The sequence below is a fragment of the Solicola gregarius genome (assembly GCF_025790165.1).
Taxonomy (GTDB): Bacteria; Actinomycetota; Actinomycetes; order Propionibacteriales; family Nocardioidaceae; genus Solicola; species Solicola gregarius.
Window position 1 is genome coordinate 1377102 of the sequence record NZ_CP094970.1, and the last position, 23594, is coordinate 1400695.

22 protein-coding genes and 1 riboswitch are annotated in these 23594 nt (G+C 69.6%); of the genes, 11 read left to right on the plus strand and 11 right to left on the minus strand.

Annotation, left to right across the window (positions count from 1 at the left end):
* Window positions 1-4: 4 nt before the first annotated feature.
* Window positions 5-144: riboswitch (SAM riboswitch) on the minus strand.
* Window positions 145-347: 203 nt separating this feature from the next.
* Window positions 348-1172: a trehalose-phosphatase gene (gene otsB, locus L0C25_RS06905; protein ID WP_271635713.1), complete on the minus strand. Its 825-nt coding sequence runs from the start codon at window positions 1170-1172 to the stop codon at window positions 348-350.
* On the opposite strand from otsB, the gene L0C25_RS06910 reads away from it, so the two are divergent.
* Complete coding sequence (locus L0C25_RS06910; RefSeq protein WP_271635714.1) at window positions 1171-1809, plus strand: SigE family RNA polymerase sigma factor; 639 nt, start codon at window positions 1171-1173, stop codon at window positions 1807-1809. The two genes, otsB and L0C25_RS06910, sit on opposite strands and share 2 nt — an antisense overlap.
* Window positions 1810-1816: 7 nt before the next feature.
* Window positions 1817-2638, plus strand: coding sequence for a hypothetical protein (locus L0C25_RS06915; RefSeq protein WP_271635715.1), 822 nt, complete (start codon window positions 1817-1819; stop codon window positions 2636-2638).
* On the opposite strand, the gene L0C25_RS06920 is transcribed toward L0C25_RS06915, so the two are convergent.
* Together L0C25_RS06920 and L0C25_RS06925 are read right to left on the minus strand one after the other, a co-directional pair.
* Window positions 2635-3243 (minus strand): LytR C-terminal domain-containing protein, encoded by a 609-nt coding sequence (locus tag L0C25_RS06920; protein WP_271635716.1) that lies wholly within the window; start codon window positions 3241-3243, stop codon window positions 2635-2637. The genes L0C25_RS06915 and L0C25_RS06920 overlap by 4 nt on opposite strands.
* A gap of 13 nt (window positions 3244-3256) precedes the next feature.
* Window positions 3257-3556, minus strand: a complete 300-nt coding sequence (locus L0C25_RS06925; protein WP_271635717.1) for a DUF3263 domain-containing protein — start codon at window positions 3554-3556, stop codon at window positions 3257-3259.
* Between the two features lie 53 nt (window positions 3557-3609).
* Here L0C25_RS06925 and L0C25_RS06930 point away from each other — a divergent pair, with 53 nt between their 5' ends.
* On the plus strand, window positions 3610-4614 hold the full coding sequence (locus L0C25_RS06930; RefSeq protein WP_271635718.1) for a Gfo/Idh/MocA family protein: 1005 nt from the start codon (window positions 3610-3612) through the stop codon (window positions 4612-4614).
* A 107-nt stretch (window positions 4615-4721) separates the two neighbouring features.
* On the opposite strand, the gene L0C25_RS06935 is transcribed toward L0C25_RS06930, so the two are convergent.
* The 4 genes from L0C25_RS06935 to L0C25_RS06950 are packed head-to-tail and all read right to left on the minus strand — an operon-like array spanning window position 4722 to window position 10035.
* Complete coding sequence (locus L0C25_RS06935; protein ID WP_271635719.1) at window positions 4722-5486, minus strand: SWIM zinc finger family protein; 765 nt, start codon at window positions 5484-5486, stop codon at window positions 4722-4724.
* A gap of 33 nt (window positions 5487-5519) precedes the next feature.
* Window positions 5520-8255, minus strand: a complete 2736-nt coding sequence (locus L0C25_RS06940) for a DEAD/DEAH box helicase (protein ID WP_271635720.1) — start codon at window positions 8253-8255, stop codon at window positions 5520-5522.
* The gene (locus tag L0C25_RS06945) at window positions 8252-9043 is read right to left on the minus strand and encodes an ABC transporter permease (protein WP_271635721.1); all 792 of its coding nucleotides are present in this window, start codon (window positions 9041-9043) and stop codon (window positions 8252-8254) included. The genes L0C25_RS06940 and L0C25_RS06945 overlap by 4 nt, the downstream gene beginning before the upstream one ends.
* Window positions 9040-10035 carry an ATP-binding cassette domain-containing protein gene (locus L0C25_RS06950; protein ID WP_271635722.1) on the minus strand — a complete coding sequence of 332 codons (996 nt, stop codon included), beginning with the start codon at window positions 10033-10035 and terminating at the stop codon, window positions 9040-9042. Before L0C25_RS06950 ends, L0C25_RS06945 begins: the two co-directional genes overlap by 4 nt.
* A 95-nt stretch (window positions 10036-10130) precedes the next feature.
* Between L0C25_RS06950 and L0C25_RS06955 the strand changes: the two genes are divergently transcribed.
* Window positions 10131-10901 carry a TetR/AcrR family transcriptional regulator gene (locus L0C25_RS06955; protein WP_271635723.1) on the plus strand — a complete coding sequence of 257 codons (771 nt, stop codon included), beginning with the start codon at window positions 10131-10133 and terminating at the stop codon, window positions 10899-10901.
* An 83-nt stretch (window positions 10902-10984) separates the two neighbouring features.
* On the opposite strand, the gene L0C25_RS06960 is transcribed toward L0C25_RS06955, so the two are convergent.
* On the minus strand, window positions 10985-11581 hold the full coding sequence (locus tag L0C25_RS06960; protein ID WP_271635724.1) for a TetR/AcrR family transcriptional regulator: 597 nt from the start codon (window positions 11579-11581) through the stop codon (window positions 10985-10987).
* Between the two features lie 76 nt (window positions 11582-11657).
* On the opposite strand from L0C25_RS06960, the gene L0C25_RS06965 reads away from it, so the two are divergent.
* The 6 genes from L0C25_RS06965 (at window position 11658) to L0C25_RS06990 (ending at window position 19254) form a co-directional block, all read left to right on the plus strand.
* The gene (locus L0C25_RS06965) at window positions 11658-12704 is read left to right on the plus strand and encodes an aldo/keto reductase (RefSeq protein WP_271635725.1); all 1047 of its coding nucleotides are present in this window, start codon (window positions 11658-11660) and stop codon (window positions 12702-12704) included.
* A gap of 36 nt (window positions 12705-12740) precedes the next feature.
* A complete protein-coding gene (locus L0C25_RS06970) occupies window positions 12741-13712 on the plus strand; it encodes a ketopantoate reductase family protein (protein ID WP_271635726.1) in 972 nt (323 codons plus the stop codon).
* Window positions 13713-13781: 69 nt separating this feature from the next.
* Window positions 13782-15212 (plus strand): alpha,alpha-trehalose-phosphate synthase (UDP-forming), encoded by a 1431-nt coding sequence (locus L0C25_RS06975; protein ID WP_271635727.1) that lies wholly within the window; start codon window positions 13782-13784, stop codon window positions 15210-15212.
* A gap of 63 nt (window positions 15213-15275) precedes the next feature.
* Window positions 15276-16514: an alpha/beta fold hydrolase gene (locus tag L0C25_RS06980; protein WP_271635728.1), complete on the plus strand. Its 1239-nt coding sequence runs from the start codon at window positions 15276-15278 to the stop codon at window positions 16512-16514.
* Window positions 16511-17854, plus strand: a complete 1344-nt coding sequence (locus L0C25_RS06985; protein ID WP_271635729.1) for an MFS transporter — start codon at window positions 16511-16513, stop codon at window positions 17852-17854. The genes L0C25_RS06980 and L0C25_RS06985 overlap by 4 nt, the downstream gene beginning before the upstream one ends.
* Complete coding sequence (locus L0C25_RS06990) at window positions 17851-19254, plus strand: pyridoxal phosphate-dependent decarboxylase family protein (protein ID WP_271635730.1); 1404 nt, start codon at window positions 17851-17853, stop codon at window positions 19252-19254. The genes L0C25_RS06985 and L0C25_RS06990 overlap by 4 nt, the downstream gene beginning before the upstream one ends.
* Here the strand turns inward: L0C25_RS06990 and L0C25_RS06995 are convergent.
* Together L0C25_RS06995 and L0C25_RS07000 are read right to left on the minus strand one after the other, a co-directional pair.
* Window positions 19241-21394, minus strand: a complete 2154-nt coding sequence (locus L0C25_RS06995) for a tetratricopeptide repeat protein (RefSeq protein WP_271635731.1) — start codon at window positions 21392-21394, stop codon at window positions 19241-19243. The two genes, L0C25_RS06990 and L0C25_RS06995, sit on opposite strands and share 14 nt — an antisense overlap.
* Window positions 21395-21398: 4 nt before the next feature.
* Window positions 21399-22031 (minus strand): AfsR/SARP family transcriptional regulator, encoded by a 633-nt coding sequence (locus L0C25_RS07000; RefSeq protein ID WP_271635732.1) that lies wholly within the window; start codon window positions 22029-22031, stop codon window positions 21399-21401.
* Window positions 22032-22149: 118 nt separating this feature from the next.
* On the opposite strand from L0C25_RS07000, the gene L0C25_RS07005 reads away from it, so the two are divergent.
* A complete protein-coding gene (locus L0C25_RS07005) occupies window positions 22150-22776 on the plus strand; it encodes a LysE family translocator (RefSeq protein ID WP_271635733.1) in 627 nt (208 codons plus the stop codon).
* A gap of 329 nt (window positions 22777-23105) precedes the next feature.
* Here L0C25_RS07005 and L0C25_RS07010 read toward each other — a convergent pair whose 3' ends face one another.
* Window positions 23106-23585: a hypothetical protein gene (locus L0C25_RS07010; protein ID WP_271635734.1), complete on the minus strand. Its 480-nt coding sequence runs from the start codon at window positions 23583-23585 to the stop codon at window positions 23106-23108.
* Window positions 23586-23594: the final 9 nt, after the last annotated feature.

The following is a 23594-nucleotide window of genomic DNA, read 5'->3' on the forward strand; positions in this document are numbered from 1 at the left end:
CTCCTCCTCATCTCTCCCGCGTCGACTTTCGCCGCGGGACGGAATTAGCACCATGACCAGCGCGACGCTTTCGAGCGCAGGTAGATCGCTGGCTGGTTGCCGGGGCTTCGTCGGGCCGTTTCCCTCTGCCCCTCTTGATGAGCGATGACCAGCGTAACGACGTCGTCTCAGATGTTGTTAATCGGGTCCGGCATGTGGACGCCTCGATGGCTTTCCCCGTTTGCGATCGGGGCGCCCCTGGTCGCAATCCGTTCGAGATCTGGGCGTCCCCGGTCGCCACCTAATCAACCTGGGCGTCCCCGATCGCAAACCGTTAGAGATCTGGGCGTCCCCGATCGCAACGTGCGTCACGCCGCGAGATCGTCAGCGAGCGAACCGAGCCATGCGGCGACCGCGGCCGGACCCGGGAGGACGAGGTCGGAGCGTGCCACCAGGGCGTCCTGTTCGTGTGACGCCGAGGCCACCAGCAATCCGGGGATCCCCTCGGTACGCATGCGGTCGACGGCGTCGTACGCCGGCAGGTCTCCGAGGTCGTCACCGGCGAAGACGACCTGACGGGCACCGGTCTCGCGCTGCAACCCGCGTAGCGCAACGCCCTTGTCCGTCTCGCTGCTGCGGATCTCGACCACGCTCTTGCCGGGCTCGACCATCAGCCCGTGGCGCGCGGCCAGCTCGCGTACGGGGCCGTCGAGCGTCGCGAGATCGGCGTCCGGGTCGCGGCGCCCGCGGGTGTGCAGCACGATCGCACGGCTCTTGTGCTCCACCCGGAGGTCGCCGAGCCCGAGGCCCTCGAGCAGGTCGGGGAGGGCGTGCTCGACCTCGCCGACGGCCCGCGGCGGTGGCGGTGCGACGGTCGGCCCGGACGGCGCGTCCCATCGCTCCGCGCCGTACTGCCCCAGGATCGTCATCGCCTCCAGGCCCGGTACGCCGGCGAAGCGGCCGAGTCGAAGGGCTGCCTCGGCAGGTCGGCCGGTCACGATCGCGACCCGGGCGAAGACCGGCCCCAGCCGCCCCAGCGCCGCGATCGCACCGGGATTCGCGCGCGCCGCCGCGGGGTCGTCGACGATGGGAGCGAGGGTGCCGTCGAAGTCGAGGGCGAGCAACGTGCCCGCCGGGTCGCGGCGGATCGCCGCCATCGCATCGGCACCGGCGGCCGTGACGATCTCAGTCATGGGTCGATCCTTGCGTACCCGGGCGGCCACCTGTGACGCGGCCCGCCACGTCCGCGGCACCACATTCAAACCGATCACGGCAATGCTCGCTCTTTACCTGGTGAGCCGAGACAATCGGACCGACAGAAGCGAGGGACACCACGTGCGGCACGTCGACGACTTCACCGAGTTCGCCTCGTCGAGCGAGCAGCGCTTCTACCGTCATGCGTACCTGCTGTGCCGCGATCCCGACCGGGCGCGCGATCTGGTGCAGACGACGTTGCTGAAGCTCTACCGCGTCTGGGAGCGCGTACGCCAGACCGAGCACCTGCACGCGTACGCGCACAAGACGCTGGTCCGGACCTTTCTCGACGGCGAGCGACGCTCGCGGCGCGAACGCCGGCTGCACGCACTCCCCGACCCGCCGCGAGGGCGAGACAACTCCGAACTGCGGATGACGATCATCGACGCGCTCGCCGAGCTGCCGCCGAGGGCGCGTGCCGTCGTCGTCCTCCGCTTCTGGGAGGACTACAGCGTCGCGCAGACCGCCGACGTCATGTCCTGCAGCCAGGGCACGGTCAAGGCACAGACGTCGCGCGCTCTCGGCCTGCTCCGCGACCGGCTCGGCGAGACCTTCTACCAACTGATCGAAAGCTGAGGCCACCATGTCACCCGCCGACCTTCGCAGCCGGATCACCGACGAGATCTCGGACCTTCCACCCATGCGCACGGTCGTCCCCGACGTAGTCGCCGACGGTGCGCGCAGCCAACGCCGCCGCCGGGCCGCGAGCATCGGTCTCGTCGCTGCCGCAATCGTCGGCGCGGTCGCCGTCGGAACGGCCGGCATCGATCTCGGCGGCGACGCCCACCAACAGGTCGCACCGGCCACCAACGGGGTCGCGCCGCCCGCGACGGCTGCTCCGTCGGACAACCCGTTTCGGGCCATGCCTGCGACCTCGAATCCTGAGGAGTTCGCGCACTGGGCGGCTCCGAGGTTCTCCGACGCGCTTCCCGACGACTTCGAGGACGTACGCGTACTCGACCGCGGCGACGGTGTCTACGACTACGTCACCCGCGACGCCGACGGAACACAGCTGACGTTCCACCTCGAGATGTGGTCCATTCCGAAGGGCTACCCGAGCCTCGACGGATGCGCCCCAGGTCATCGCGAGTGCGCCGTCGCACCGGAGATCGACGCGAAGGCGTACCTGGCCGAGGAGGAGCTCGGCGCGAACCCAAATCCGCCGACCCGAGGGATCGCCGACCTCCAGATGCGGCCGACCGCCGGCCCGAAGGACTACGACCTGCTGCTCGAGTTCACCGCCGATCAGGATGTCACGGTTCCGCTCAGCCCCGAGGAGATCCTCGATCTCGCCGCTTCGAAGCCGTTCGACGCGATCTGGCAGGAGTACGCGTCCCACGGTGGCTGGGTCAAGGCCGGCGGAGCATTCACGGATGAGGGGCTTGGCCAGGCGAACGAAGGCTAGATCGCGGCGGTGAGGATCAGGCTGAGCCGGTCGCCGGACATCGGGGCTACAGCGGGCAGCATCCGCCCGACGCCCAGGGTATCGGCGAGCAGCTTGGCCTGCTCCTCCATGCCGGGCGGGTAGTACACCGTCGTACTCGGGATGGCGCCGTACCAGTTGTCGACCCCGCCGACCACGAATCCCGCCGACTGCACGTCGCCGGAGGCCGACGCAGCGAGGTTCGTGATGCCGGAGTTGTTGTAGACGTCGACGGTCGCGTCGGGCGCGACCTCGGGTTGCGGCTGCTTCTTCTTCTCGGGCTTCTGTTGCTTCTTCTCGGGCTCGGCGTCCTGCTTGGCCTGCTGCTCGTCCGGCTTCGCCTTCTCGGCCGGCCCGTCGGAGTCGCCGGTGGCCCGCTGCCCGTCATCAGTCTTCTCGTCGTCGGGCGGCGAGTCCGACTCCGGTGCGTCGCTGGTCTGCGTTGGCTCCGACTGCGGCGACGCCTCGTCGGTGTTGTCGTTGTTGGTGGTGATGAAGTACGTGAGCGTCGCGATGACGACGGCGACCAGGCTCGCGGCGATGAGCCAGGACGGCAGCCGTACGGCGGAGTCGCGCTGATTCATCATCGGAGCCTCACGTTCATGTCAGCTCGATGCCCAGCCGACGAGCGGAGCGTGCCCGCTGGCGCGCGTGGCGCAGGCGACGGAGCCGCTTGACGAGCAGCGGATCATGGGCGAGTGCATCCTCGCGGTCGATCAAGGCGTTGAGCACCTGGTAGTAGCGCGTCGCGGACAGGTCGAACTTCTCGCGGATCGCCTGCTCCTTCGCGCCAGCGTACTGCCACCACGTACGTTCGAAGTCGAGAATCGCGGCATCGCGCTCGGAGAGGCTCGTGGTGCTGGCCTGCTGCGCCTGCGACGCGACGTGTGCGGCATCCATGCCCTCCATCGTAGGCGACGAACCACAACGATGTCATTTGGCACAATGCCTGCATGTCGCAGCTCACGACCGACCAGCCGACCGCCCCCGTTCGGTGGGGCATCCTCGCGACCGGCAAGATCGCCGAGTCGTTCGCCACCGACCTCGCGCTGGTGCCCGATGCGACGCTTGCCGCGGTCGGCTCGCGCACCCTGTCGGGCGCGCGCGACTTCGCCGAGCGTCACGGCGCGCCGCGCGCGTACGGGAGCTATGCCGAGCTGGCGGCCGATCCCGAGGTCGACGTCATCTATGTCGCGACCCCGCACGGCCGGCACGTCGAGGACGTCCTGCTGTGCTTCGAGCACGACAAGCCGGTGCTGTGCGAGAAGGCACTCACCCTCAACGCGCGTCAGGCCGCCGAGCTCGTCGCCGCCGCGCGGCTGCACAACCTGTTCTTCGCCGAGGCGATGTGGATGCGCTGCAACCCACGCATCCGGCACCTGCTGCGCCGCATCGGCGACGGTGCATGCGGTGACGTACGCCAGGTACGCGCCGACCTGGGTTTCGTGCTGCCGGCCGAGGCGTCGGCACGGTTGGTCGATCCCGCGTTGGGTGCCAGCGCGCTGCTCGACGTCGGGATCTACCCCCTGACGTTCGCGTACCTCGTGCTCGGCGAACCGGCCGACGTCGTCGCGGCGGGCGCCCTGTCCGACCGAGGCTTCGACCTGAACGGCGGCGCGACCCTGCGGTACGACAGCGGCGCGGTCGCAAGCGTCTCGTGGACCCAGACAGCGTGGTCGGACGCGCAGGCGTCGGTCGCCGGCCCGGACGGCCGGATCGAGGTAGCGTCCCGCATGCACATGCCGCCGTCGTTCTCGTACGCCCATGGCTGGGAGACCCATACGTACGCCGATCCGGTCATCGGCCGCGGATACGCCCACGAGATCATCGAGGTGGGCGATTGTCTCCGCGCCGGGCGTACCGAGTCGGAGCTGCTCCCGCTCGACGACACCCTCGCGATCATGGCGTTGATGGACCGGATCCGCGACCAGCTGGGCGTGCGGTACGCCGTCGACTGACCCGCTGCGTCCGCGTATCGCCGCCCGAGCCGGTTCCGGAGTCGGTGTGGGAACGGTGGATACCTAGTCCATCGATCCCACACCGACTCCACCTGGCGACCACGACCTCACCCCGGCGACGCGAGCAGGTCGGCGGCCCGCGCGGCCGCCGATGCCACGAGCCGCCGCATCGCGTCCGGGTCGATGCCCGGGCCGGGCGGCACGTCCTCGCCTCGCTGGTACGCCGGCGCGAACTCCCAGCGCGGCAAGGGAGCCGGCTCGCGCGCGTACGCCTCGGCGGCATCATCGCCGCGCCAATCGTCGTCGGTCGGCTCGGCGACCCGCGTACGCAACCGGCCGACCAAGGCGTCTTCGCCCCGCCCACGCAGCAACATGAGCACGAACGGGTCGGTGTCGAGCAGCCATGACACCTGGTACGCGAGCGCGGCCGCGTGTACGCACGGGATCTCCCAGGCATCGCAGTCACACTCGGGCTCGAGGTCGCCGAAGGTCGGCAACAGCGGTACGTCGGCAGCCGCTGCCGACTCCACCAGCTCCGCCGGCATCTCGCCGTCGAGCAGGGCGAGGAGGTGCCCCGACTTGGCGGCGACCTCATCGCCGAAGCGATCCCACTGCGCGTCCGTCAGCTGCTCGACACTCACGGCCGCCCGGAACTCCTCGAGCGACGCGTCGCGCACCGTCGCGACCACCCGCCCCGGCTCGACCAGGATCGCCCCGACATGACCGCGCCGGGCGTACGCCCGACCTCTGCGCAGCTGCTTCGAGTCGAGCGAGACGTCTTCAACCGCCCCGACCCAGGCCTTGCCCCACCACGTACGCGCGAACGAACGTGCGGCATGCGTCGCGGGGAACGGCTCGAATACCCGGCTCATCCTTGCCTCCTCAGGCTCACCAGCTCCTCCAGCTCACCGTCGCTCAGCTCCGACAGCGACGCCTCGCCCGACTTCGAGCACCGCGGCGGCCAGCTGACGCTTGCCGCCGAGCATCGCCGCGATGCGGTCCTCGATCGTCCCCTCGACGACCATCCGATGTACCTGCACCGGGCGGGTCTGCCCGATCCGGTACGCACGGTCGGTCGCCTGGTCCTCGACCGCGGGATTCCACCAGCGGTCGTAGTGCACAACGTGATCGGCACGGGTCAGGTTGAGGCCGGTGCCTGCGGCCTTGAGCGACAGCAGGAACACCGACACCTCACCGGCCTGGAACCCGTCGACCATCTCCTGTCGCCGGGCGACCGGCGTGCTGCCGTCGAGCAGGTACACGTCGACGCCACGCGCGACAAGATGCCGCCGCAGCAGTCGCGCCATCGCGACGTACTGCGTGAACACCAGGGCCGCGCCGTCCTCGCTGAGGATCACGTCGAGCAGCTCGTCGAGCAGCTCGAGCTTTCCGGAGCGGCCGGGCAGCCGCGGCTCGTCCTCGCGCAGGTACTGCGCCGGGTGGTTGCAGATCTGCTTGAGCGCGGTGAGCATCGCGAAGATCCTGCCCCTACGCTCGATCGCAGCACCGCCGGCCGTCACCTCGCTCATGCCTTCGCGCACGGCCGCCTCGTACAATCCGATCTGCTCGTCGGTCAGCGATACGAACTGGTCGGTCTCGGTCTTTCGAGGCAGCTCCGGCGCTATCCCGGGGTCGGTCTTGTGTCGTCGCAGCATGAACGGTCCCACCAAACGCTTGAGGCGTTCGGCGACGACCGCGTCACGCTCCGACTCGATCGGGCCCGCGTACTGTCGCGCGAACTGAGCCGGCGTCCCGAGCAGTCCCGGCACCGCCCAGTCGAGGATCGCCCACAGCTCCGCCAGGTTGTTCTCGACCGGCGTACCCGTCAAGGCGACGCGCGCGTCCGCACCGATCCGGCGCAGCTCGCGGGCGGTGCTCGACCGGTGGTTCTTGACGTGCTGCGCCTCGTCGGCGACGACCAGCCCCCACGCAACGGATCCGAGGCGTTCCGCATCCCGGCGCATCGTGCCGTACGTCGTGAGCACGAATCCGTCGCGTACGTCGTCGACCGACCGGCCCTGACCGTGGAACCGCCGCACGGGCGTCCCGGGCGCGAACCGCTCGACCTCGCGCTCCCAGTTGCCCATCAGGCTCGCCGGGCACACGACCAGAGTCGGACCGGTACGCGGATCGCGCTCGTGGCGCACGAGATGCAACGCGATGAGCGTGATCGTCTTTCCGAGTCCCATGTCGTCGGCGAGGCAGCACCCGAGCCCGAGTGACGTCATCCGGTCGAGCCATCGGACGCCGCGGAGCTGGTAGTCGCGCAGGGTCGCCTGCAGCTTCACGGGCTGCCCGAGCGGCTCATCGCCGTCCTCGCGCGCGGCGATCCGGTCGCGGAGCTCCGCGAGTGCAGGCGCGGGCGCGACCTCGGCGGTTCGGCCACGGTCGGAGTCGACCCGACCGCTCAGGGCCGCACTGATCGCCTCGACACCGGAGAGCGGCGTACGCGAACGCTCCCGCGCACGCGCGGCGACGTCGCCGGAGATCACCACCCACTGGTCGCGCAGACGTACGACGGGACGCGTCGACTCGGCGAGACGGTCGAGCTCGGCCTTGCTCAGCTCGCGGTCACCGACGGCGACCTGCCAGCGGAAGTCGAAGACCCGGTCACCGCCGAGCGCCGACGGCCCGGGCAGGCCGGCACTGCCGATGTGCGCACGCACGCGAACGTCGGTCACCAGCGACCGCGGCCACCGAACCTCGACTCCGACGTCGCGCAGCCGCTCGCCCGCGACACCGACCAGATCACCCGTCTCGTCATCGCTCAGCTGGATCCGGTCGGGCACCGCGCGGTCGAGCAGGCGTTCCAACGGCGGCCACACCCGTGCCGCCCGTCGGATCGCGAGCGCGGCATCGACCTGTGCACGAGGGCCGAAGTCGTGCGCACCCGACCAGAGCCGGTCGGCGTCGAGGACCCGTGCGGGCTCGTCGGGCGCATAGAACGCGAGCGCGGCCGCGAGGTCACCGCTGTCGTCACCAGCATCCACATCGTGCTCGACGCGCAGCACGATTCGCAGCCCACCGGCGAGTTCGTCTGCCCATTCGCGCAGCTCGGGCCGCGCGACGACCGACGGCGTCGCGTACGGCGCCGACGGGTCCGCGTGATCGCCCAGTCGCGGCAGAACGTCTGCACAGGCGTCGAGGTACGCGCGAAGCAACCGCTGCGCATCGGGGAGCCGCGACCCGTCGCTCAGTCCAGCGAACCGCGCTCGGTCGTCCGCTCCCTCGTCGCGCAGGGCCCGTGCTGTGGCGGGCATCGACGCGACCAGCTCGTCGATCCGGCCGAGGTCCTCGGCGTCCAGCGGCCCGGCGCGCCACTCGTCAACGTCACCGGACGCCAACCGCGACAGGATCCTGCCGCGCCCGACCAGGTCGAGTGCGAGCGCGGTCGCCGCCCCCCACCAGGCCGCGCTCGGCGTCGCCGCCGCGTCGCGATAGGCGAGCAGCAGGGCCGGCACCGCGTCCTCGACCCGGCTCCGGTGGGCTCGCACGTCGCGATGCTCGACGCCATCATCGCCCGGAACGAGGACGCGCGCCTCGCTGGTCAGCTCGTTGCCGTTCGTACCCCAGAACACGACCCGGCCCTCGCGAGCCGGGTCGCCTGGCGCGAAACACACCTCTAGATCGGTCAAGCTCACCTACCCAGTCTCTGGTACCCGCGTACGGCGAGCACACCGAAGACGAAGGTGATCACGATCGGCCACCCGACGGCCAGCAGGGTGGCGTGCTCGACCGGCCACGCATCGCCGCCCGTGCCAGGGCTCGCCAGCAGCTCGCGTACGGCAGCGACGGTCGCCGACAACGGATTCCAGTCGGCGATCGGCGCCAGCCAGTCCGGCATCGTCGCGGTCGGTACGAACACGCTCGAGACGAACCCCAGTGGGAACACCAGGATCTGCACGAGCGCAGTTGCGTCGGGCGAGTCGATCATCACGCCGAGGAAGATCCCGACCCAGATCATCGACATCCGCAACAGCACCAGCAATCCCAATGCGGCCGCGAACTCTGCGGGCGACGCGTCGAACCTCCAACCGATGAGCAGCCCACAACCCACCAGGGCAACGAGATTGAGCCCCGAGTCGAGGACGTCGGCAACCGCCCGACCGCCGACGACCGCCGAGCGTGACATCGGCATCGCGCGGAACCGGTCGGCCAGCCCCGCCGACTTGTCCTGCACGACGTTCAGCATCGTCGCCTCGAGACCGAACATCATCGACATGCCGAGGATGCCCGGCACAACGAAGTCGAGATAGTCGCCGCCACCGGGCACCTGCATCGCGCCACCGAACAAGAACCCGAACAGCAGCATGAACATGAACGAGAACAGGATGCCCGCGACCGGCGTCATCGGCTCGCGCTGCCAGTGGATCAGCGCGCGTTTCGTCAGCGTCCAGCTGTCGCCGACGGTGTCGGTCAGAATGCTCACGCGGCCACCTCCTCGTCGTCCGATCCGGCTTCCGCCGCGGGTACGCGGTGCCCCGTGACCGTCAGGAACACGTCGTCGAGCGTCGGTCGGCGTACGCCGATGTCGTCGATGGCGATGCCGCTAGCGTCGAGCCGCCCGAGCGCGGCCTCCAGGGCACGTACGCGGTCGGCGACCGGCGCAGAGACGGTGCTGGTCTCGGCACGCACGGATGCGTCGACCCCGATCGCCTCGGCCACGACGGTGCGGGCATCGTCGAGTGCGGCCTGGTCGCGGACGACGACCTCGAGGTGATCGCCACCGGCCGTCGCCTTCAACTCGGTCGCGGTGCCCTCGACGATCACCCGGCCCGCCTGCATGACGGCGATGCGATCGGCCAGCTGGTCTGCCTCGTCGAGGTACTGGGTGGTCAACAGCACGGTCGTCCCCCTCTCGACCAGCATGCGTACGGCCGCCCACACCTCGTTGCGACCCCGCGGATCGAGACCGGTCGTCGGCTCGTCGAGGAAGAGCACGTCGGGTCGCAGCACGAGGCTCGCCGCCAGGTCGAGCCGGCGACGCATACCGCCGGAGAACTTCTTCACCGACCGGTCACCGGTGTCGGTCAGGTCGAACTGCTCGAGCAGCTCATCGGCCCTACGCGCGGCCGCCCGCGCGTCGAGATGGAACAGTCGGCCGAACATGACGAGGTTCTGCCTGGCATTGAGCACCTCGTCGACGGCGGCGTTCTGCCCGACCAGGCCGATGCTCTTGCGTACCTCATCGGGGGCGGAGGCCACGTCGTGGCCGGCCACGCTCGCGTACCCCTCGTCGAGACGGGCGAGCGTCGTGAGCACCCGCACCGCCGTCGTCTTGCCCGCGCCGTTCGGACCGAGCAATCCGCAGACCGTCCCCGGCGCGGCCCGCAGATCGAATCCGTCGAGTGCGGCCAACTGCTCCTTCTTTCGCCCGTAGACCTTGCGGAGTCCCGCCGCATCGATCGCCAGCTGTGTCACACGATCTCCTTCGCTCGCCCGGTAATCGTGGTAGAAACTGCGTACACTGTATCGAAGAACTACGTACAGCGTACTCAGTTTTAGGATGAGCGCAAATGACCACCGAATATTCCGGCAGCGGCGATCTACAACGCACCCTCGACCTGATGTGGGGCACGACGGCCGCGCCGAGCAGAGGACCACGCCCCGGCCTGTCCGTCGAGCGGATCGTCGACGTGGCGATCGGCGTCGCCGACGCCGAGGGCCTCCCCGCGGTGTCGATGCGCCGCATCGCAAGCGACCTGGGCATCGGCGCGATGGGGCTGTATCGCTACGTACCGGGAAAGTCGGAGCTGGTCGACCTGATGCTCGACGCCGTGCAGCGCGGCATCCCCGACCCGTACCCCCTCGGCGACGACTGGCGCTCGCGGCTGCGGGTCGTGACTCAGAACCTGATCGCGCATTACCGCGACCATCGGTGGCTGCTGCAGGTCTCGCAGGCCCGACCGCTGATGGGACCGGAGTCGATCCGCACGTACGACGACGCGCTGCGCTGCATGGACGGCATCGGCCTGACCGACCACGAGATGGCATGGACGGTCGCGATGCTCGACTCGCTCGCCCGGGGCGCGAGCCAGTGGGTCGTCGAGTACAAAGAGGCCGCCGATCGTACGGGCATCAGCGACGACGACTGGTGGGCGACGCAGATGCCCTACATCGAGAGGGCGATGGCCGACGGCAAGCACGAGACGATGGCCCGCGTGGTCGCCAACGACCCGTACGAGGACGACACCGACTTCGTGATCGACCGCGCACTCGACGGCATCGCCGCCCTCATCACCGACCGGCCGCCGAGGTACGAACTCCCGCCAATACAGCGTCTCTGATTGGCAGGACACCGTACCTCGGCGGGAACCACGCCCCCGGGATCGCGAATGTTCGGCGCAGCCCACAGCGAGCCGCGCGACCATCAGCGTGCGGCAAAGGCGCCGGCCTGAGCAGCGGCCAGTGCCGCGCCGGCAGCCTGGTCGGCGAGCGCCTCGGTCAGCGGTTGCCCGCTCTGCAGCAGCGCGTAGTACAGCGGCGCCGAGACGGCCGCGATGACCTGTCGCGCGTCGGTACCGTCGGGAAGTTGTCCGCGCCCGATCGCTTCGTCGACGCAGGGCGCCCATTCGTCGATACGCGCCGCATAGAACCCGTGCAGCGCGTCCGCGGCCCGGTCGTCACACGCACCCGCAACAACGACCGCCTTGAACAGTCGCCCCTGGCGTACGTCGGCCAGCGTGGACCGCACGAGCCGGGCATTGGCCCGCAGGTCGTCCGCGATTGAGCCGGTACGCGCACGAGGAACCGACTCGTCTGCCATCGCGACCAGCACATCGGCGATCAGACCCGTCGGCGTGCCCCAGCGGCGATAGACCGTGGTGCGCCCGACCCCCGCGTGCCGTGCGACCTCGGCCAGGTCGAGCGCGGCGAATCCGCTCTCGGCGAGCAGGTCGCCGGTCGCGCGGAGGACCGCGTCACGTACGCGCGCAGTGCGTCCGCCGGGACGCGTCAGAGAACTCATAACGGGATGACCATACCGTTAAGCCCGCGATCCTGCTACGGTCTTAACGGTATGGTCATCCCGTTAAGGAGCTCTCATGGAATACCGCAGACTCGGCGCGTCAGGGCTGATGGTGCCCGCGCTTTCGTTCGGCGCAGGAACGTTCGGCGGGCGTGGCCCCCTGTTTGGCAACTGGGGCACGACCGACGTCACCGAGGCGAAACGACTGATCGACATCAACCTCGACGCGGGTGTGACGATGTTCGATACCGCCGACGTCTACTCCGACGGCGCGTCCGAGGAGGTGCTCGGCGCGGCGCTGCGTGGCCGCCGCGACGAGGTCCTCGTCTCGACCAAGACCGGCCTGCCGATGGGTGACGGACCCGGCGATGCGGGCACTTCTCGCTCGCGGTTGATCCGTGCCGTCGACGACTCGTTGCGCCGTTTGCGTACAGACCACATCGACCTGTTCCAACTACACGCGTACGACGCGGCAACACCGATCCCGGAGATTCTCCAGGCGCTCGACGACCTGGTGCGTTCGGGAAAGCTGCGGTACGTCGGCGTGTCGAACTTCTCCGGCTGGCAGCTGATGAAGTCTCTCGCCACCGCCGACGCGCACGGCTGGCCGCGGTACGTCGCGCACCAGGTGTACTACTCGCTGATCGGACGCGACTACGAGTGGGAGTTGATGCCGCTGGGTCTCGACCAGGGCATCGGCGCGATCGTGTGGAGCCCCCTCGGGTGGGGCCGGTTGACCGGCAAGGTACGCCGCGGGCAGCCGCTCCCCGAGCGCAGCCGCCTGCACGCGACCGCCGACTTCGGTCCGCCGGTCGACGACGAGCGGTTGTACGACGTGGTCGACGCGCTCGACAAGGTGGCCGCGGACACCGGCAGGTCGGTTCCCCAGGTGGCGATCAACTGGCTGCTCCGACGGCCGACGGTGTCGTCGGTGATCATCGGCGCCCGTAACGAGGAGCAGCTGCGGCAGAACCTCGGCGCGGTCGGATGGGAGCTCACGCCGGACCAGATCGCCATCCTCGATGCCGCCAGCGCGACCGTCGCACCGTACCCATACTTCCCGTACGAACGGCAGGAGGGCTTCGCACGGCTCAACCCACGCTCGGTTCCATCGGGCCTCTGATCCCGATCGTCCGGTGGCCGCTGGCATGCTGGCGCCATGAAGTACGTGGTGCTCGGCGCAGGAGCGATCGGCGGCGTGGTCGGAGGGCGTCTCGCGCAGGCTGGTCACGATGTCACGCTCATCGCTCGCGGCCCGCATCTCGCCGCAATGCGAGAGTCCGGCCTCCGGATCGAGTCACCCACCGGTACGGAGAAGGTCGACGTGCGCGCCGTCGGCGACCCGGCGGAGGTCGACTGGACCGACGACCATGCCGTGCTCCTGGCGGTCAAGAGCCAGCAGACGGACGCGGCACTCGAATCGCTCGCCGTCGCTGCCTCTGCGCGTACTCCGGTCGTGTGCCTGCAGAACGGTGTCGCGAACGAGCGGGCGGCACTGCGCCTGTTCGCAAACGTCTACGCGGTATGCGTCGCGTTGCCGGCCACCCATCTCGTGCCTGGTGTCGTTCAGGCTTGGTCGAGCCCGGTGACCGGCATGCTCGATCTCGGACGCCATCCGGGAGGTGTCGACGCGACCGCGGAGACGGTCGCCGAAGACTTCCGATCGGCCGCGTTCGACTCGTACGCGGTCGACGACATCGCCCGCTGGAAGTACCGCAAGCTGTTGAGCAACCTCGGCAATGCGATCGAGGTGATCTGCGGTCACGACGAGCGCGGTGGCCGGCTCGACGACGTCGTGCGCGCCGAAGGGGAGGCCGTGCTCGCCGCGGCCGGGCACGCCGTCGCAACCGCCGACGAGGATCGGGCGCGCCGGTCGGGCGTCCTTCGCATCGGCGATATCCACGGGAAAGCGCGCGAGGGCGGGTCGTCGTGGCAGAGCGTGCAGCGACAGACCGGTGACATCGAGACCGACTACCTGAACGGCGAGATCGTACAGCTCGGCCGTGTCCACGATGTGCCGACTCCCGCGAACGAGCTGCTGCAACGGCTGGCTCGAGACCGGATGACCAAACGCCTCCCAGACCCGATCCACGCGGCGGACGTCCTTCGGATGCTGGAGCACACCGCCTGACCTCGCCCGACGACCGAACGGGCGATCGCCCGCGGGATAGGCTCGCCCCGAGGACCCGAGGAGGACGCCTTGAGCAATCCCCCCACCGCCGCATTCGTCGTCGTCGCCAACCGCCTGCCGGTCGACCGGGTCACGCTGCCCGGAGGTCGTACCGCGTGGCGCACGTCGCCGGGCGGCCTCGTCTCGGCACTCAAACCCGTGCTGCAGCGCAACGAGGGCGCCTGGATCGGCTGGCACGGCGCCCCCGCCGAGGAGCTAGAGCCCTTCGTCGACGACGGGCTCGAGCTCGTCCCCGTCCCGCTGACCCACTCGGAGGTCGAGGAGTACTACGAGGGCTTCTCCAACGGCACCTTGTGGCCGCTCTACCACGACGTCGTGGCGCCACCGGAGTTCCACCGCGAGTGGTGGGAGGCGTACGTCCGCGTCAACCGGCGCTTCGCGCAGCGCGCCGCCGACGTCGCCGAGCGCGGCGGCGTGGTGTGGGTGCAGGACTACCAGTTGCAGCTGGTTCCCGCGATGCTGCGCGAGATGCGCCCCGATCTGCGCATCGGGTTCTTCCTGCACATCCCGTTCCCCCCGACCGAGCTGTTCCAGCAGATGCCGTGGCGCCGCCAGATCCTGGAGGGGCTCCTCGGCGCCGACCTGGTCGGCTTCCAGCACCAGGGGGCCTCGCAGAACTTCGTCCGGCTCGTACGCCAGCGGGTCGGCCACAAGACGCACCGCGACACCGTCTATCTGCCCGACGGCCGGCTGGTCACCGCCGGCTCGTTCCCGATCTCGATCGACGCCGAGTCGTTCGAGAAGCTCGCCCGCGATCCCGCGACCGAGCAGCGCGCCGACGAGATCCGCGAGGAGCTCGGCGCGCCGAAGCACGTACTGCTCGGCATCGACCGCCTCGACTACACCAAGGGTCTTCGTCAACGGCTGCGGGCGTTCGGGGAGCTCCTCGCCGAGGGCAGCATCGACCTCGATGACGCGGTCTTCGTCCAGGTCGCGACTCCGTCGCGCGAGCGCGTCGACCAGTACAAGGTTCTCCGCGACGACATCGATCGCCTCGTCGGCCGGATCAACGGCGACGTCGGCCGCATCGGGCGGGTACCCATCACGTACCTGCACTCGTCGTACCCCAAGGCGGAGATGGCCGCGCTGTACCGTGCGGCCGACATCATGGTGGTCACGCCCCTGCGCGACGGCATGAACCTGGTCGCGAAGGAGTACGTCGCCTGCCGCTACGACGACCAGGGGGCGTTGGTGCTCAGCGAGTTCGCGGGCGCCGCCGACGAGCTCAAGCAGGCGTACCGGGTCAACCCGTACGACATCAACGGCATGAAGGCGACGCTGCTGCAGGCAATGGAGTCCCCCGACCGGGAGAAGTCTCGGCGGATGCGCTCGATGCGCAAGTACGTGAGCGAGCACGACATCGACCGTTGGGCGAAGTCGTTCCTCGACCGCCTCGCCGGCAGCGAGACGCACCACGACAAGCACCCACGGCCGGTCTGACGGCGGCCCCCGCGCTGTAGCGCCTGCACCCAGCCGGGCAGGGACGCGCAATATGCTTCGCACATGGCCTGGATCCCGCGTCCGCACCAGATCGTCGACGGTGCCACCAACGTCGCGCACAAGGCGCTGTACGGCCACCACGCCGACCTGCGCCCGATGCCGCGTACGTTGATCGACGACGGCGAGCTACGCGAGGTCTACCACTACCGGCCACACGCGGGCGTCCAGCGTCGAGGCGAGCCGGTGCTGCTGGTGACGCCGCTGGCCGCACCTTCGATGTGCTTCGACCTGCGGCGCGGCTGCTCCCTCGTCGAGCATCTCGTCGGCAGCGGTCGGCCGACCTACCTGGTCGAGTACGGCGCAGTGTCGTTCTCCAACCGTCGGCTCGGCGTCGAGCACTGGGTCGACGAGGTGATCCCGCAGGCGATCCGCGCGGCGTCGGAGCATGCCGGCGACCGGCCCGTACACGTGGTCGGTTGGAGCCTCGGCGGCATCTTCGCCGTGCTCACCGCGGCCGACCAGCATGATCTGCCGATCGCGTCGATGACCGTGCTGGGCAGCCCGTTCGACGTCGAGCAGGTGCCGCTCATCGCGCCGTTGCGACCGCTGCTCAACGTCGCCGACGGCGTGCCGCTGAGCCTCGCGTACCGGATCCTCGGCGGAGCACCGAAGCCCATCGTCAAGCGGGTGTTCCAGTACTACAGCTTCGACAAGATGATCACCAAGCCCCTCGCGATCGCGCGGCACCTCGACGATCGAGAGTTCCTCGCCCAGATCGAGGCGGTCGACCGGTTCACCGAGAACATGATCGCCTACCCCGGGCGGTCGTTCGGCCAGCTGTATCACCGGTTCGTGCGCGACAACTCGCTTGCACACGGTCGGCTGCAGGTCGGCGACCGTACCGTCGACATCGCGACGCTCGCCACTCCCCTGTTGGTGTTCGCGGGCAGCAGCGACGGCATCGCTCCCGTTCCATCGGTACGCGCGCTGATGGCCCTGGTGCCGAAGGCGAAACCGGCCCGGTTCGAGGTCGTGCCCGGCGGCCACCTCGGTCTGCTCACGGGCCGCGCAGCGCGGCGTACGACCTGGCGGACCCTGGACGCCTTCCTGGACGAGCACAGCCTGGACGAGCACAGCCGCGCCGAGCACGGCCGCGCCGACGGTGCGCGGGCGGCCACCGCCACGAACGCCAACACGACGCCGACCGCACCGAACGGACCCCGGCCGGACATCGGCACCAACCCGAAACGCCGGCACTCCTCGGCCTCGTCGCGAGCCCTGGCCGACGGACCCGCCTCGTGACCCTGACCCCACGCGTACGCCGTTCGTACGCGCTGGGCAGCGTTGCCACGGGGACGTTCGGAACGGTGCCCGGGCTGCTGCTGCTCCCGTACCTGACCGACACGCTCGGCATCGCCGCACTCGCAGCGGGGTTCATCGTCTTCGTGCCGAAGGCGTGGGACGTCGTGCTCAACCCGATCGCCGGCCGGATCAGCGACCGTTCGACGTCTCGCCGCGGCCGGCGCCGTCCGTTCCTGCTCCGCGGCGGCATCGCGCTCGCCGTGTGTTTCGCGCTGCTGTTCGCCGGACCTGGCGAACCCACCGCGCTCGCAGCCGCCTGGGTGGTCGTCGCCTTCCTCGGCTGCGCGAGCGCGTACGCGTTCTTCCAGGTGCCGTACGTCGCGATGCCTGCCGAGATGACCGACGACTACGACGAGCGCACCCGGCTGATGACCTGGCGAGTCGCGGTGCTCGCGCTCGCGATCCTCGTATCGGGTGCCACCGCCCCGGCCGTACGTGACGCGATCGGCGGACACACCGGCTACCGCGTGATGGGCTTGTACGTCGCAGCGCTGCTTCTCATCGGCGTACTTGGGGCGTACTTCGGCACCCGCTCCGCACCGTCGATCCCCACCGAGGCGGGCGGCGACGGGCTTCGTACCCAACTCGCCGTCGTCGCGCGGGCACCGGAGTTCCGGCACCTGCTCACGACCTTCGTACTGCAGGCCCTTGCCACCGGCGCGATGCTCGCCGCGGTCGACTACGTCGCGCGCTACCTGCTCGACTCACGCGGGCAGTCGAGCGTGTTGTTCGCCTGTTTCGTGGCACCCGCGCTGTTGGTCTCGGGCGCGTGGTCGCGGTTCGCCGACCGGTACGGCAAGCGGCGTGGGTACACGAGTGCCTCGGTGCTGCTGGCCGCCGGCGCGCTCGGCCTCGTCGCCTCTCTGTCCGGGCCGGCGATCATCGTGTACGTGGCCACTGCGGTTGCCGGAGTCGGGTACGCAGGTGCACAGGTCTTCCCGATGGCGATGCTGCCCGACGTCGCTGCGATCGACGCGGCGCGTACCGGTCAGAATCGCATCGGCGTGTTCACCGGTGTCTGGACCGCCGGCGAGACGCTCGGCCTCGCGCTCGGCCCCGGGTTGTACGCGCTCGTACTCGCCGTCGGCGGGTACGTCTCGTCGACGGGCGGAGACGCGGATCAACCGCACAGTGCGGAGATCGCGATCGCCGCCGGGTTCTCGGTCGTGCCCGCCGCCCTGGTGCTGCTCAGCCTGTTGGCCCTGCGCCGATATCGTCTGGGTGCGGCCGAGGTGCGCGCGGCAGCCCGGCAGTCACCGACCGAAGAGGGAGCATCATGACGATCCTCGAACGCCTGCAGGCAATGCGCGCCGGCGATGTGCCCACTCACGGCGGGCGCACGCTCGCGTACGTGTACGACTCCGGCCTGCGCGACGCCGACGCGATCGGACGCGAGGCGCTGTCGATGTACGCATCGAGCAACGGGCTCGACCCGACGGCGTTCCCGAGCCTGCTCGCGATGGAGAACGAGCTGATCGACCTGGCCGCCGGCCTCCTCGACGCCCCTGACACTGCGGTCGGCACGGTCACCTCGGGCGGCACGGAGTCGATCCTGCTTGCCGTGCAGGCGGCGCGTGATGCGCGCACCGATGTACGGAAGCCCAACGTCGTCATGGCGACCAGCGCACACGCGGCCTTCCACAAGGCGTGCCACTACTTCGGCGTCGAGCGCCACATGGTCGACGTCGACCCCTCGACGATGCGCGCCGACGCCGACGCGATGGCTGCCGCGATCGACTCCGACACCGTGCTCGTCGTGGCATCGGCTCCGTCGTACGCACACGGCGTCGTCGATCCCGTACGCCCGATCGCGCAGGCGGCGAAGGCTGCGGGCGTACGCTGCCACGTCGACGCGTGCATCGGGGGGTGGGTGCTTCCGTACCTCGACGAGCCCCCTGCCGGACCGTGGACGTTCGCCGTCGGCGGCGTCACCAGCATCTCCGTGGACCTGCACAAGTACGCGTACACCCCGAAGGGCGTCTCGCTGCTGCTGCATCGCGACCCGGAGCTCAGGCGACCGCAGTTCTTCGCCAGCGCCGACTGGCCCGGCTACACGATGCTCAACAGCACAACGCAGTCGACGAAGTCGGGCGGGCCGCTGGCGGCCGCGTGGGCGGTCGTACAGCACATCGGGTCCGACGGGTACGCGCAGCTGGCCCGCGATGCACGCTCCGGTGTCGACGAGCTGATCGCGGGAATCGCGACGATCGAGCACCTGTCGCTGATCGCGGCGCCCGACTCGACGCTGCTCGCGGTCGAGACCGACGACGCCTGCGACGTGTTCACGATCGCCGACGAGATGCTCGACCAGGGCTGGTACGTGCAGCCTCAGCTGAGCTTCCGCGGTATGCGCCCGTCGCTGCATCTGTCGCTCAGCGCAGCGACGGCGCCGCACGTACCGCAGTTCCTGACGGCGCTCGGCAAAGCCGTCGACGCGGCCGTCGCCTCCGGCCCGATCGAAGTGGCCTCCGAGCTGGTCGAGGCGGCGCAGGCGATCGACCCCGCGACACTCGACGATGCGGCGTTCGACGGACTGCTGCAGATCGCCGGGCTCGGCGGCGACGGCACGGTCGGCATGCCCGAGCGGATGGCACCGGTGAACGCACTGCTCGACGCCGCTCCCCCGGCGCTTCGCGAGGCGCTGCTCGTCGCGTATCTCGACCGTCTCACGCGTCGCTGACGGGTACGTCCAGGCTCTCGATCAGGAGCGTCAGCTCCTCTCGACCGACCTCTCGGGTCTCCGCGACACCGATCGTGCTGAGTACCTGCAACGCCTCGCTCCAGCAGTCACGCGCCGCGTCTCGCTCGCCGAGGTCACGGTGGAAGATGCCGAGCTTGCGCAATGCACTCGCCTCGTCCTTACGCATGTACAAAGCGCGATACGCCTCGATCGCCGTGCGCATCGTTTCGACCGCGTCGGCCAATCGTCCGGTTGCGGCCTGCACGTCGCCGAGGTTGTCGACGGCAAGTGCGCGCGCATCGGAGTCAGCCTCCCCGAGCACGTCGACCGACTCCTCCGCAGCGTGGATTGCGTCATCGACCCTGCCGGCCGACAGGTAGACGTCCGAGGCGTTGAACAGATTCCAACCCAGCCGCCCCCGTGCCCCCAGCTCACGCGCGTCGTCGATCGCGCGCTCGAACGCAGCAATCGCCTCGTCGACCCGATCGAGTGTGTAGAGCGCGACCGCGAGGTTGCTCTGCGCGCGAAGCCCACCGTCGACGTCACCCGCAGCCGCGTAGAGGTCACGCGCTCGCTCGACCGCGCCAATGGCTTCATCCATCTCGTTGCGCTCGAAGTGGCAGCCGGCCACGCTGTTCGCACACGCGGCCTGCCCCACGGCGTCTCCGAGCCGCCTGGCGGACTCCTCCGCGCGCCGGAACAGCTCCAACGAGTCCGTCGCCATTCCGCTGCTCTGGAGGTACGAGAACAACAGCGGCGCAAGCTGGTGACCCGTTGCATCCTCGTCCTCGATACACGCTGCGACGAGCCTGAGCACGTAGGCGGCGTTCGTCTCCAGCCACGCGAACCCGGCCTTCGGGGAGTCGAAGTTCTCCGGGGCGACCCCGGGCTCGAGATCTGGTAGGTGCACCCCGGCGATGCGCGGCGCCCACGCAAGCCTCGCCCGTGCGGTCGAGTGGGCGAACCAGTTGCGGAGTCGCCGTGTTGCGGCCACCCGATCGGGCTCCGGCTCCTCGTCGGCGACCTGAGCCGCGAACGCGCGTACGAGATCGTGCATCACGTAGTGCCCGTCGCGGATCGGCGTCAGCAAGTGACGATCCGTCAACCGATCGATCGGCCGGTTCGTCCTCGCCGGCTCCACCCCGATCAGCGCGGCGACTGCACCGGTCGAGATCAACGGCGCCGAATACAGTCCCAACAGGCGAAACGTCCGCGCCGAGTCGTCATCGAGGGAGCGGTACGACCAGTCGAGTACGGCACGCACATTGGTGAGCGGGTCGTCGTCGCCGCTGTCGAGAGCACCCAGCCGGCTCCGGTGGTCGCCGAGCTCGGCGATGAAGGCCTCGACCGGATGTGGATCGTGATCAACCCGGCCGATGCGTTCGGCGGCGACCGCCAACGCGACCGGCAGGTGACCACAAAGCTCGGCGAGCTCGCGCAGCGCGGCCTCGCCGACGTCGCCGCCGGTCCGACGTTGAAGCAAGGCGATCGACTCGGCCGGAGACATCGGGTCGACGCGGACCCGGTCCGCGGCCTCGCGCACGGCGAGTCCGCGCAGCTGCGTACGGCTCGTCACGAGGACGAACGCGTCCGCGCCGGGCAGCAACGGGCGAACCTGCTCGGCGTCTCGCGCGTTGTCGAGCACGACCAGCATGCGTCGGCCGTGCGTCTCCGATCGCAGCATCGCGCGCCGGTCGTCGACATCGTCGGCGATACGCTCCCCCGGAACCCCGAGACCGCGGAGCAAGGCGGCCAAGGACTGTTCCGTGCTCATCGGATCACCGGGGCCATAGCCCCGCAGGTCGAGGAACAGCTCACCGTCGGGAAACTCGTCCCTGACGTGATGAGCCCAGTGGACGGCGAGGGTGGTCTTGCCAGCGCCTGCCGGACCATGCAGTGCCAGGACGGCGCCGTCGGGCTGGCCCGATGACCGGGTCAGCACCCGATCCATGTCACTGAGCTGGTCGTCCCGCCCGACGAAGCCCCTGATGCGAGCCGGCAGCTGGTGCGGTACGACCGCCGGCACACGCTGTTCATCGAGATTCGCGTGCTCGTCGGCCCGCTCGAGCAGCGTCGCGTAGACCCCGCGCAGGTCCGGCGACGGGTCGACGCCCAATTCCTCGGCGAGCCGCTTGCGCACGCCCTCATAGCGCTTCGAGCGCCTCGGCAGTGCGCCCCATCCGATCGAGGGCCCCGAGCAGCCTGACCCAGAGCGGTTCACGCAGCGGGTGTCGCTCGACCTCCTGGTTCAGCTCCTCGAGACACGAACGATGGTTGCCCGCCTCGAACGACAGGTCGACCCACCGCTCGAACACCTGCAGGCGACGCTCCTCCCACTGTGGGCGCTCGTTCCGGTCGAGCCACTCCGACGGCGCCTCGCCGAACGGCTCGTCGTGCCACCGCGCCAGTACCGCCGCCAGCGCCGCGCACTCGTCCGCCGAGTCGGCCTCGCGGCGCGCGCCCTGGGCGCCGTCCCACAGCGCGAGCAGATCCACGGCATCGCGAGGGACGAGCAACGCGTACCCGTCACGACGGGTCGCGACCCGTTCGCCGCCGAGCACCCGCCGCATCCGCGCGACGTACGTCTGCAGGCTGCCGCGTACGCGCTCGGGCGGATCCTCGCCCCAGATCGCGGTCCCGAGGCTTTCGACCGAGACGGTCTCCCCCGGAGTGAGGGCCAACACGGCGAGCAACGCTCGGACCCGTCGTCCGGGCAGCTCGACCGGCTGCCCGTCGAGCAGTGCCTCGACGGTGCCGACCAGCCTGATCTCGAGCACGTGACACTCCCGGTCGGACGTGACTTTCGGCCGCGGCCGATCGGTGACAGCGCGACGACAGCGGCGTGGCAGCGACTGTACATAACGTTCCTCGCAATCCGCGAGGAATGGGGGCCCGATGCTACCGACGACACAGACGCTGCTGGTATTCGCCGCGTCGACGTTCGCACTCCTGGTCGTACCCGGCCCGTCCGTGGTCTACGTGATGACCCGCAGCATCGAGCAGGGACGCGGCGCCGGGCTGATGGCGATGCTCGGGCTCGAGACCGGAGCTCTCCTGCACGCGGTCGCGGCCGCAACGGGTCTGGCGTCGTTGCTCGCGGCATCGTCCGTTGCGTTCTCGACCATCAAGTGGACCGGCGCCGCATACCTGGTCTACCTCGCGGTCCGGCAGTTCCGCCTGACGTCCCCCGACACCGAAACGGACCGTGGGGTCAGGACCTCCTCGCGGGGGCGACTCTTTCGCGACGGGGTTCTCGTCGACCTGCTGAACCCCAAGACGTGCATCTTCTTCATCGCGTTCCTGCCGCAGTTCGTGGACGAGTCGCGCGGTCCCGCACCGACCCAGATGCTGGCGCTCGGGTTGTGCTTCGTCGTGCTCGCCGGGCTCTGCGACGGCACATACGCCCTGGTCTCCGGCGGCATCGGCGGGCGGATCGGGCAGTCCCCGCGGTTGCAGGGCCGCGTCAACCGCGCAACCGGCGGCGTGTACGTCCTGCTCGCCGTGGTCGCGGTCTCGTCCTGACCGCATACCGCGACCGGCCGCCCTGGCAGGCGGCCGGTCGCGAGAGGTCCTCAGCAGGCTAAGGCAGGTGGCCTCGAGTGGTCACCGATCCAACGTGTGCGCAGCGCACGGAGGCCGCCGCATCCCGGACAGTAGCCCCCCGTGAGGCTCTGTGCGGGCAGCGGCCCCAGCTCCCCCACCGTGCGGATCGCGGACGGCAAGATCGACACGACGCCGAAGGCTATCTGCTGGACGGCATGCGTGGGACCTGGTGAAGGACATGCTTGGGCCCGTGGCGGACGGAGGGGGGTCGTTGAGGCCCGCCACGGGCCCAAGATCAGCGCGGACGATCAGGTGTAGGCCTTCGCCCACTTCGTGCAGCCGTGGTGGTCGATGCACAGCTTGATCTTGATCCGCTTGTTCTCGGTCAGGTCGTTGTCGCTGCCGAGCTGGATCGCACGGCTCGAGCCGGTCTTGTAGCGGTACTTGTACGGACCGCCCGGCCCGTAGTACCTGACCTTCACCAGCGCCTTGTGGCTGTCGGCGTTGTCGTCACGCAGGTACAGGACCTCGTCGTACGCCTGGAAGTCCGCGGCGTACTTGCCTCCGCCGCGGAATCCCGTGATCCGCGTCCTTGCGTTGCGTCCACCCTGGTCGCTGGGGACCGCGCTGAGGTTGCTCTTCGCCTTGAACTTGCAGTGCACGCGGCTCGGCTTGCACGGGTTGTCGTGGCCGTGGTCCGCCTGGGCGGGCGCGGCGACCAATCCGACGGCCAGCACGGACACCGCCGTACCGGCCAATGCGTTGCGAACTGTTCTCGTCTTGCTCACGGGTCTCCT